This is a genomic window from Rhodococcus sp. LB1, from assembly GCF_001583455.1.
Lineage (GTDB): Bacteria > Actinomycetota > Actinomycetes > Mycobacteriales > Mycobacteriaceae > Rhodococcus_F > Rhodococcus_F opacus.
The window spans coordinates 1-11229 of the sequence record NZ_LTCZ01000312.1 but is presented as its reverse complement, the minus strand read 5'-3'; the positions used below and the strand labels follow the sequence as shown (position 1 = coordinate 11229).

Genomic DNA, 11229 nt, shown 5'->3' with positions numbered 1-11229 from the left:
GCTCCCGGCGCGAAGGCCGCTCCCGCGGACGCTCCCGCCGAGCCGGCAGTCGCCGAACCCCAGGCTGCCGAGCCCCCGGCTTCCGAACCGCAGGTCGCCGACACGTCCTCCACTTCGGAGGCCCCCGCTGCCGAGGCGCCGAAGGCTCCCCCGGTGGCGAAGGCCGGTGGGCTCGGTTTCAAGAGCGGCGCCAAGGCTCCCGGAGCCCGCAAGGCCGCGGCCCCCAAGGCCGCAGCTCCGAAGGCCGAAGCACCCGCGGCCGAGGCTCCCGCAGCTGAAGCACCGAAGGCCGAGGCAACCGAGACCGCGGCTCCGAAGGTCGAGGAGTCGAACGGCGACGGATCCAACGGCAAGGCACCGGAAACGGTGAAGGCTCCGCCGCCGGCCAAGCCTGGCGGACTCGGTTTCAAGGCGGGCGCGAAGGCCCCTGGCCGGAAGAGCTAGCCGACAGCAGTGAACAGCAGCGCCCCCACCGATCACGGTGGGGGCGCTGCTGTTTTCCGTGACGGCCCGCGTTGCGCACGGCGTAACCTCCGACATGATGACTTCGGGCGCCGATCTCACTTTTCGCCGCGCCGCCAAGTACACGGTGGCGGTCATGGGCGGTGCAGTGGTCGTTGCGCTCCTCTCGGTCGCGTGGATGTCGATCGGGTCCGGTGACTGCGCCGAGTCGATGATGGAGTGTGCCGGCGGAGAAAAGTACGTCCTTGTCTTCGGCCCACCCGCGTTGCTGCTCGTGGGCGGGGTCGGAGCTTTCGTGCAGACCTACCGGGTGTGGCGGGCCGGTGGCCGGTGGCAGGTCTGGCAGGGAGCGGGCTGGATGTTGTTCGTGTTCATGCTCATCTACGCCTCACTGTCGGCTGGCGCTCTCACCGAGGTCTGAACTACCGTGGTCCGGCGCCGCCGCGGCCCGGCGTTCCGCCGCCCATCGGCTGGGCGGGTGCCGGGTTCTGCACGGTGTACTCCTGCACGGTGCCGTCCTGTGAAGTGTCGTCCTGCGCAGTCTCGTCGGCGGACGAGGCCTGTTCGACGGACGAGGTTGTGGTGGTCGTTGCCGAGGGCGTGTCGTCCCGGCCGACCAGTAGGGTTGCCGCCGCTCCTGCGCCGAGGAGGACGAGCGCGGCGGCGCTTGCCGCAACCATCCATCCCCGGATACCGGACTTCTGTGTCTTCCTCACCGGCACACTGGTCGGCGCGACGCGTCGGGTCGGCGCCTCGGCCGATGCAGACGGGGGCGACGACGCTGCCGCCACGATCGGTCGTGGCGCCGCCGGTGGTTTCACCCGCGGTCCCGGTGCCGACATCACCCGGGAACCCGATTGTTCGAGCGATGCCCGTTCGGCGATGACCGCCGCGCCGCGGGCGGACGCCGTCGCCGGCTCGGATGAGACGACGAGTGGGACGTTCACGGCCGTCGAGAGCAGCTCCGTCACGAGCGGGACCGCCGCTCCGCCGCCGAGGAGGACGACGGCGTCGACTGGGGTGCCGGTCTCGTCGAGGCTTACGAGTTCACGTGCCACCGTGTTCGCGGCCCGGGTGAGTGATCCGCGGATGACATCCTCGAATTCGGAACGCATGACGCGTATCTGACGTCGGATATCGGGAAGCGCGACGGTCACCACGGCAGAGGTGTCCTGCGACAACCGCTCTTTTGCACTCCGGCAGCGGGCGGCGAGTTCGGTCAGCGCGCCGCGGTGGGCAGGATCGTCGACGTCGAAGTCCGGGTTCGCGTTCTGGATGAGCGCGACCACATGTCCCATCAGCAGCCGGTCTGCGTGGTCTCCGCTGAAGTCGGTGCTCCGCGTCGATCGGACCACACCGAAATCAGCGCCGCGCCTCGTGGCCAGGGTCAGGTCGAGGGAATGGGCTCCGACGTCGCACAGCAGCAGTGTCGAGAATTCGTCGAGTTTCTCGACCCGGGAGATCCATGTCAGTGCCGCACTGGTTTCGGGGATCACCGTGAGGGTGCGATTCTGCAAGAGGCCCCATCGTCGGATCTCGTCCTCGAGTTCCTCGACGGCGTATCCCGACCAGGCTGCGGGAGCCGCGACCACCACATGGCCGGGCACCGGGGTGCGGCCACGAATGAGGCAGTCGAGCGCGGTGGTCACCAGCTGCACGGCCGGGGTCCGGGTCCCGTCGTCGCCGATCACCGGAACGGGATCGCCGACCCTGTCGATGAAGTCACGAAACACGATGCTGCCCTGCGGAAGCGGTCCGCTGCGGTGCGGGCCGAGGGTGGGTGCGCTGCTCGACGACAGCGCGAGTTCGGCCGAGTGCCGCACCACCGTGAATCCGTCGTCCGCCTGGTGCGTCGGCCATTCACCGTGCATCTGTGCGGACACGAACGAGTCGGAACCCATACTGATCCCCATCGATGTCCGCATGTCGTGATCTCCGTTCCGTGGTGACAGCAGGTGCCTTTCCCGCCGATCGAAACGCTAGACCGCCTTCCTGTGCCGACCGCTGTGTGCTTCCTGCGATGTTCCTGTGTACGTGGCTTCGCGCGCCCCTAGGGAAGGTGCAGCGTCCTCCCATGGTCTTCCCAGGAACGGCCCATAACGTCGTCGGCAGTCGCCTCGAAGGGGCAAACCCGAGATGAAGGAGCACTCATGACGAGAAGCGAAATCCACCCATCGGCCGTCCTCGATCACGACGTCCCCGGCCCGCACACCACAATCGACGTGCAGGCACCGCAGCCCGACCTGGGCGGCGCACCCCACGCGGCGGACCTTCTGCGCAACGGACTCGACGGGCTCCTGCGCGACCTCCACCCTGCGAGCCCCACCGGCGGAGAATCTTCTCAGCATGGTGCGCCGCAGCAGAATTCGCAGCCGGCCGACGAGTCCCGCCACGATTCACCCCGCGACAACAGCGATCGCGGGTCCGAGAACGCCGGCCACGACACCGCCGACCAAACCCACCTCAACAGCACCGCCGCCTCTGACCACGACGGACGCACCGACGCCCACAATGCTGGGGCCGCGGGAGCGGGCCACGAGACCGCACAGGCCGGCCCGTCGACTTCATTCGGAAACAGCGGCCGCGGCGAGTCGCCGATGAACCAGGCCGGCGCTTCCGCAACCCAGCCCGCGTTCACTCAGGGCAGCCCGGTCGCGACGCAGCCGATCACGACGACCCCGGTGTCGACACACTCCGATGAGAGGGTGACGTCGCAGCCCCTCGACACGACGATTCGGCAGACCAACGCGGAACCGACTTCCGTGTCGGCGACGTCCGCGCAGAATCAGAATCAGGTTGCGGATCAGCAGAATACGCGGAATTCGGATGCCACATCGATCTCTGCCGACGAGGGCACGCGAGAAGCGGCGACTGCGTCCGACTCCGCCACGCAGAACGCGACGGCACCGGCCGCGGACCACGGCCAGTCCCAGGAGACCACCCCTTCCACGGCCGTCACCAGCACCGCGGCGACCAGCGATCTTTCGTCGGCGGATCACACGACCTCGAACACGGGTCTCGGCAACGACACCACGACAACGGACACCACCACGACCGACCTCACGAGTACGACCGACGCCGCGCCGACCTCGTACGACTCCGCCACCGCATACGACTCGAGCACCGCGCTCGACACCGGCACGTCACTCGACGCGACGAGCGCGACGAGCCTCTCGTCGGGGTTGACGGCCGATTCCGGTACCACTGTCGACACCCACGATCAGAGCCTGACTGCGACGACCGTCGACCAGCAGGTGTTCTGACCTCGACGTGGCGGGCCCGCCCGACTCCCCTGCACGCGGGCCCGCCACTTCCCTCTCCCGAACGTCCGTCACCCACTCTTGCGGAGATCATGAACGCCACCCCCGAATCCCCAGCCGTCACCACCCCTTCGAGCCCGAATCTTCCTGCCGAGACCACCGCGTCGATGGCGGCGCTGCTGGCGCGGCTCGCGGCACTCACCCGAACTGCGGGTCGCGGAGATCTCCTGACCCGGCTGTCGCACACCGAGGCTCGTCTCGCGGATCCGCGGACGCGGGTCGTGGTGCTCGGCCTGACCGACAAGGGTGTCAGTTCGGTGGCAGGTGCGCTCGTCGACGCGGACGTGTCGGCGACGGCGCAGTCCCGGCACGAGCCGGTGGTCGTCGAGTACGGGCCGGTTGTGCTGGTCGACGCGCCCGGATTCTCCGGTCACGCCCCCGCCCGTGCCGCAGACACCCTCGCACTCGTCCCCACTGCCGACGCGGTGCTGTTCGTCTCCGATGCGAGCCAGGAATACACCGAACCCGAGATCGCTCTGCTCACGCAGGTGCACAAGCTGTGCCCGGTGGTGATCTGCGTCGTCAACAAGATCGATTTCTATCCGCAGTGGGCAGACATCCAGAAGGCCAACCGCACCCACCTGCAGAATGCGGACCTACCTCTGCCGCTGCTGCCGGTGTCCGCACTGATGCACGCGGACGCCCGCGAGGCCGGCGACGACGCACTCGACGTCGAATCCGGCATCCCACAGCTGGTCGACTATCTGCGCAATCAGGTCGTCGCACAAGCGGATGTCGTGCTCCGCAATTCGGTGATCGCCGATGTTCGCACCGTCACCGACCATCTGTCGTTGTCGCTGAGCGCCGAACTGGATGCGCTGCGCGATCCTCAGCGTGGCGCCGCACTGCTCGAACAGATGACCCGAGCCCGTGCGGCGGCCGATCAGCTCCGGCAGCGATCCGCGAACTGGCAGTACACGCTGGCCGACGGCGCGATCGAGTTGATGACGGACATCGAGCACGACCTGCGTCATCGTCTGCGCACCGTCATCCGCGCGGCGGAGGAGGACATCGGCAAGTCCGACCCGGCACCGCGATGGCAGGAGTTCGGTTCCTGGCTCGACGGCGAGATCGCGACGTGTGTGCGGGACAACTTCGTGATGGCCCACACCCGTTCGCAGGCCCTCGCACTCTCGGTCGCACAGCGTTTCGCCGAGGACGGCAAGGTCCCGGTTCCCGCGCTGCGCATCGACAACGTAGATCATGTGCTCGAACCCGTCAACACCCTCGAATCCCTCGAGAGCGCGCAGGGTTTCACACAGCGCGTCCTCTCCAGCATGCGCGGGTCGTACGGTGGCGTGCTGATGGTCGGCCTCGTCACGAGCCTCGCAGGCCTGGCACTGGTGAATCCCTTCTCGATCGGCGCGGGAGTTCTGCTCGGCGCCAACACGTATCGCGAGGATCGGAAGGCGCGTACCGCCCGCAGACAGGCGGAGGCGAAGGTGGCGGTGTCGAGGTTGATGGACGACGTGATCTTCCAGGTGGGCAAGGAGTCGAAGCAGCGGCTGCGCGAGGTGCAGCGCGTCCTGCGCGACCATTTCACCGACCTCGCCAACGAGATGCTCCGATCCGTCGACGATTCGCTCCGCGCGGCGACGGACACGTCGAAGATGCACGACGACCACCGTGCGACGCGGTCGTCGCAGATCCGCACGGAGCTCGACACGCTGCGGCAGATCCGAACGCAGGCCGTCGGATTCGCGGGGCAGGTGGCGGCATGAGCGTCACTCGCCTGGGTTCGCAGACCCGCCAGCTGATCGATGCCGCCCGGCACGAACTGCGCAGCGACCCCGCCACCGTCGAGGAACTCCGGCACTGCGGCGCACGCCTCGAGGAGCCGCTCCGCGTGGCCCTCACCGGCACACTGAAGGCCGGGAAGTCGACGCTGCTCAACGCCCTCGTCGGTGAGGAGATCGCGCCCACCGACGCCACCGAGTGCACCCGGGTGGTCACGTGGTTCGAGCAGTCCGCCACGCCACGGATCGATCTCACCCACGATGCCGGACGGCGGACGCGACTGCCCGTGCACCGGGACGAGGGCAGGCTCTCGCTGGATCTGGGGACGGTGACCGCGGATCGGGTGGAGCGGCTGCAGGTGGGGTGGCCGTCGGCGCTGCTCGGCGAGTTCACGCTCGTCGACACTCCCGGAACGTCGTCGAACTCGCGGGACGTGTCGGCGCGCACCCGGGCGCTGCTCCTTCCCGAGGACAGGCCATGCGACGTCGACGCCGTCGTCTACCTGACCCGAGGTACCGACGGGGCGGACGTGCGGTTGCTCGACCAGTTGCAGACCCGGGTCGGCACGGCCGCCGGTCCGCTCGGCATCGTCGGTGTGCTGTCGCGGGCCGACGAGGTGAAGGGCGGTCGCGAACGCACCCTCGATGCGGCCCGGGCCGCCGCGGACGACGCGGGTCGCCGGGTGCAACGGAGCCTGCTCCCCGTGTCGGGACTTCTCGCGCTCCGCGGCCGCACGCTGCGTCAGACCGAGTTCGACGACCTCGCCGTCCTCGCTGCGGTTCCGGACAGCGCACTCGAGTCCGCGCTGCGTTCGGTCAGACGGTTCACCGCCGAGGACGCCGATCTCGTGCTGTCGCCCCGGCAACGACGCGACCTTCTCGACTGTTTCGGTCTGTTCGGTATCCGGTTCGCGGTCAGGCTGATTCGCGCGGGCACGACCGACGCCCCGGCACTGGCCCGTGAGCTGACGGCGCACAGTGGTCTCGAGGACCTTCGCCGCACACTGCATCTGCAGTTCGGTCAGCGCAGCACCGAACTGAAGGCACACTCGGCGCTCAGATCGCTGAAGGCCGTGCTGGCCCGGACACCGTCGTCGGCGAGCCGCAGCCTGAGCAGAGCGGCCGATCGGCTGCTCGCGGACACCCATGTGTTCCGTGAGTTACGGGTGTTGTCGGGGCTGCGCACCGGCGGTCTGCAGTTGCGGGACGCGGATGTCGTGCTCCTCGAGCGGGTGCTCGGCGGCGAGGGCATGTCGCCGCACATCCGCCTCGGCATGCCCGCCGACGCCGCCCCGGAGCAGATCTCGCGCGTCGCGCTGACGGCCCTGCGGTTCTGGCGGTCCCAGGCGGGACGCCCGGCCATCGACACCGCGACGGTTCAGGCGTGTGCGTGCGCGGCGCGGTCCTGCGAGGCCATGCTCGGCGCGCTGACGCTCAGCGTCGGGCGACTCGCCTGACCTGTTCGCTCACGATGTCGATTGCTCTCTCAGGGCCTGGTTCACGATCGGGCCGACGACGGCGAGAGCGTCGGGTGACGTCATCTGCCAATGCGTGACAGCCACGGCGTGGTTGTGCACCACCCCCGTGACCGCGTTCTCCCATCCGCGGGCCGCCCTCCCGCCGGTGGCATCGTCGGCCGCCGCGGTGAAGAACACAATGTCTCCGTCGAAGCATGCAGGCCGGTACTCCGACATCAATCTCGAGTTTCGGTCCGCCGCCGACACGAGCCGCCTCACGACCTTTTCGGTGTGCTCTACGGAGTGCCCGGACATTTCGGCCAGCGCGACAGCGACACCACCGAGGCTCGGGTCGGAGATGCGCTCGACTGCTGTCTCTTCGATACCGAACCCACCCAGCAACTCACGCACCGAGACCTCCGTGGGCGACCCTTCCTCGACCGCCGTCGGACCGGCGAAGCTGTCCATCATGGCCAGCAATTCCACACCCTCGCCGGCTGCCTGAATCCGGACCGCGATCGCATGCGCGATGACACCGCCGAGTGACCAGCCGAGCAATCGGTACGGACCGGATGGTCGGATCTGGCGGATCTCACGGACGTACCGGTCCGCAAGTTCATCGAGAGACTCCGGAAGATAGCTGTCCTCGAGAATCGACGGACTCTGTATGCCGTAGATCGGCAGATCAGGGTCGAGGTACTGACGTAGACCCGAGTAGCACCACGACAGTCCGACGATGGGATGGATACAGAACAGCGGCGTGCCCTCTTCACCGTCCGCTCGGATCCGAAGCAGCGGCCCGAACCCTTCCTCCACCGGACCCGTGGCTCCGTTCTCGATCCGAGCGGCCAATCCTTCGACGCCGGGATCCGTGAACAGCCACTGCAACGGAACTGCCGCACTCAGGTCCTTCTTCAATCGGGCGACGATCCTGGGCGCGACCAGGGAATTGCCGCCCAACGCGAAGAAGTCGTCATCCAGCCCCACCTGTTCGACACCGAGAATGTCGGTGAACGCCGAGGTCACGATTCGCTCGACGCGCGTCGTCGGCCCCCGGAACTCCCGCTTCGTGAACGCCGGGGCAGGCAATGCGTTCCGATCCAGCTTGCCGCTCGCGGTCAGAGGCAATTCGTCGAGTACCATCAGCACATCCGGCACCATGTACTGGGGCAGCGACCTGCCGGCCGTGGCACGGACCGATTCCACGTCGATCAACCGACCGCCTGCGGGGACCACGTACCCGACCAGCTGCTGACCGAACTCGCCGTCGTGCACGATCACAACGGCCTGCACGATCGTCTGCTGCGCCACCAGCGCGGTCTCGATCTCGCCGAGCTCGATACGCAGCCCGCGCACCTTCACCTGAGAGTCCAGCCGACCCAGATACATCAGCTGTCCGCGTGGGTTCCACTTGACCACGTCCCCCGTGCGATAGAGACGCGTCCCTGCTGCCCCGAACGGATCGGCCACGAATCGCTCCGCCGTCAGCCCCTGGCGGCGATGATAGCCGCGAGACAGCTGCACTCCTGCCAGATACAGCTCTCCTTCGACCCCGATGGGCACCGGGTGGAGACGTCGATCCAAGACCAGTGCGGTGGTGTTCCAAACAGGTTCACCAATCGGGACCGATTCCCGCTCGAGTCCGTCGCATCGGTGGGACGTCGCGGTGACCGCATATTCCGTGGGACCGTACTTGTTGTCGAGACGAGCCTTCGACCGCGACGCACATCGCGCAGACAACTCCACCGGCAATTCTTCCCCACCGGCAAAAACACACCGCAACGAATCCGGTAGACACGCCTCCGGATCGGCCAGGAGCGCCGCCAGCATCGACGGTACGAACGCGGCCACGGTAACACCGGAGTCTTGCATCAGTGACAGCAGATAGTCCGGATCCCGATGACCGTCTGGACGCGCGACGATCATCCGGGCACCGACGGCCAGCGGAACCAGTAGTTCCCACATCGACACGTCGAACGTCACCGGCGTCTTCTGCACCACGACATCGGAGTCGCCGAGCTCGTATTCGGCTGCCAACCAGGACATTTGATTGACAATCGCGCGGTGGCTGACCGAAACCCCTTTGGGCCGCCCGGTCGATCCAGATGTAAAGATCACGTACGCCAGATTTTCCGGCCGTGCGGGCGTCACGACTTCGGACTCCCCAACCGGCTCGGACGAATACACCGACAAATCGAGGGCGTCAACGTTCAGCACTCGATTCCGGGACGTGTCGAATCCGTCTCGGGAGGTGGACAGGACGCAGACGGGTCCTGTGGTTTCCAGGATGTAGTCGTTGCGTGCCGGGGGTTGATCAGGGTCCAACGGCACGAATGCAGCACCCGTTCGGAGCACCGCGTAGATTCCTGTCACCAACTCCAGCGACCGGCGCATCCCCAATGCCACCAACGACTCCGGTCGTACACCCTCGTCGATCAATCTTCGAGCCAATCGGTTCACCCGAGCAGAGAACTCGGCATACGACAGCGACTCGTTGTCGTACACGATTGCCACCGCGTCCGGTGTTCGGGCCACCTGCGCATCGAATCCGTCGAGCAGCAGTCCATCCGGGACGTCGTGTCCCGTGATGTTCCACTCGCGCAGCATCTGACGCCGCTCGTTCTCTTCGACGATCGAGATGTCGCCCACCGGCATCATCGGATCATCCACCACCGCTTCGAGAATTCGCACGAACCTGCGCGCGATCTCGCGCACCGTCGCGCCGTCGAACACATCCGTCGCGTAGGACAGCCTCCCCACGAATCCACCGCCGCCATCTGCCGACTCACCCACAGTCATCGACAGGTCGAACTGCACCGCTTGCCGATCGACCTCCACCGGCGAGACCGTCAATTCCGGAAGCTGCACCGCCGGCCGACTGAAGTTCTGAAACGCCAACATCACCTGGAACAACGGAGAGAACGACTGAGACCGAATCGGATTCAGCTTTTCCACCAATCGTTCGAACGGAACGTCCGCCCGAGAGAACGCCTCGAGATCGGCATCGCGGATCCGCCCCAGTAGCTCCGCGAACGATTCGTCCGGCTCGTACTGCGCCCGCAACACCAACGTATTGACGAACATGCCCACCAGATCGTCCAACGCCGCATCACCACGGCCCGCGATCGGCGACCCGATCGCGATATCGGTGGCCCCACTCAGCCTCGCCAAGAGCACCGCTAACGCCGCATGCACCACCATGAACGGCGTCGCACCCGCCTCTCGCGCCAGCGACACGAGACGCGCCACCGTTGCCGCCGGCACGGTGAAATCCACGCTGGAACCGAGGCCCGACCGAACCGCCGGGCGTGGCCGGTCGGTAGGTAACGCCAGCGCATCCGGCAGCCCCGACAACGCACCCAACCAGTACGCGATCTGCTGCGACATCAACGATCCCGGATCGTCCTCCGAACCCAGCACCTCCCGCTGCCACAACGCGTAATCCGCATACTGCACCGGCAACGGCGTCCAGGACGGCTCGTGCCCTGCGTGCCGGGCGGCATATGCCACCAACACGTCTCGGCCCATCGGCCCGGTCGAGAAACCGTCCGCGCAGATATGGTGCACCACCACCGCCAAGACGTGCTCGGACTTCGACATCCGGTACAGCGCCCCGCGCACCGGCACCGATTCCGTGACCTCGAAGCCCGCCGTGAGCAATGCGGCCACCCGCATCCGCAGCTCTTCCTCGTCCGCGACCGGAATCGGCGTCAGGTCCATCGACACTCTCGACGCATGCACGATGCGCTGTGCCGGCCCCTGGGCCGAGTCCGGGAACACCGTCCGCAAGGCCTCGTGCCGAGCAAACACGTCGCGCACCGAAGCCTGTATCGCTGCCACATCCAGTTCACCGGACAGGCGGACCACAAGCGGAATGTTGTATGCCGCCGACTCCGGGTCGAACTGGTTGAGGAACCACATCCGCTGCTGCGCCAACGACAACGGAATCCGCGCCGGCCGCACCCGACGGGTCAACGCCGGCCGCCCACCCTCACCGGCATGCTGCTCGGCCCGCACCGCCAGCGCCGCCACCGTCGACGCCTCGAAGATCACCCGAACCGGCACACGGGTGTCCAACGCCGCACCCAACCGGGACACCACCTGCGTCGCAACCAACGAATTACCGCCCAACGCAAAGAAATCGTCGTCCAGACCGACCCGCTCGAGCCCCAGCACCTCCGCGAAAATACCCGCCACGACCTCCTCGACCGGCGTAGTCGGCGCCCGAAACTCCCGGACGACGAACGACGGCGC

Annotated in this window: 6 protein-coding genes and 1 pseudogene; 5 read left to right on the top strand and 2 right to left on the bottom strand. The window is 67.2% G+C overall.

Features of this window, described 5'->3' with window-relative positions; genetic code table 11:
• Both AZG88_RS54470 and AZG88_RS32110 read left to right on the top strand, forming a co-directional pair.
• Nucleotides 1-444, top strand: a pseudogene (locus tag AZG88_RS54470) (Fe-S oxidoreductase); the annotation flags it as partial.
• A 94-nt stretch (nucleotides 445-538) separates the two neighbouring features.
• Nucleotides 539-883, top strand: a complete 345-nt coding sequence (locus AZG88_RS32110) for a hypothetical protein (RefSeq protein ID WP_063819690.1) — start codon at nucleotides 539-541, stop codon at nucleotides 881-883.
• Between the two features lies 1 nt (nucleotide 884).
• Here the strand turns inward: AZG88_RS32110 and AZG88_RS32105 are convergent, their stop codons facing one another.
• On the bottom strand, nucleotides 885-2387 hold the full coding sequence (locus AZG88_RS32105; protein WP_231914275.1) for an Hsp70 family protein: 1503 nt from the start codon (nucleotides 2385-2387) through the stop codon (nucleotides 885-887).
• Nucleotides 2388-2612: 225 nt separating this feature from the next.
• Here AZG88_RS32105 and AZG88_RS32100 point away from each other — a divergent pair, with 225 nt between their 5' ends.
• The 3 genes from AZG88_RS32100 (at nucleotide 2613) to AZG88_RS32090 (ending at nucleotide 6975) form a co-directional block, all read left to right on the top strand.
• Entirely contained in the window at nucleotides 2613-3725 is a 1113-nt protein-coding gene (locus AZG88_RS32100) for a hypothetical protein (protein WP_061700161.1), read from the top strand.
• Nucleotides 3726-3814: 89 nt separating this feature from the next.
• Nucleotides 3815-5503 (top strand): Isoniazid-inducible protein iniA, encoded by a 1689-nt coding sequence (locus AZG88_RS32095; protein ID WP_061700160.1) that lies wholly within the window; start codon nucleotides 3815-3817, stop codon nucleotides 5501-5503.
• Nucleotides 5500-6975, top strand: coding sequence for a dynamin family protein (locus AZG88_RS32090; RefSeq protein ID WP_061700159.1), 1476 nt, complete (start codon nucleotides 5500-5502; stop codon nucleotides 6973-6975). Before AZG88_RS32095 ends, AZG88_RS32090 begins: the two co-directional genes overlap by 4 nt.
• A gap of 9 nt (nucleotides 6976-6984) precedes the next feature.
• On the opposite strand, the gene AZG88_RS32085 is transcribed toward AZG88_RS32090, so the two are convergent.
• The gene (locus tag AZG88_RS32085) at nucleotides 6985-11172 is read right to left on the bottom strand and encodes an amino acid adenylation domain-containing protein (RefSeq protein ID WP_231914274.1); all 4188 of its coding nucleotides are present in this window, start codon (nucleotides 11170-11172) and stop codon (nucleotides 6985-6987) included.
• Nucleotides 11173-11229 lie beyond the last annotated feature (57 nt).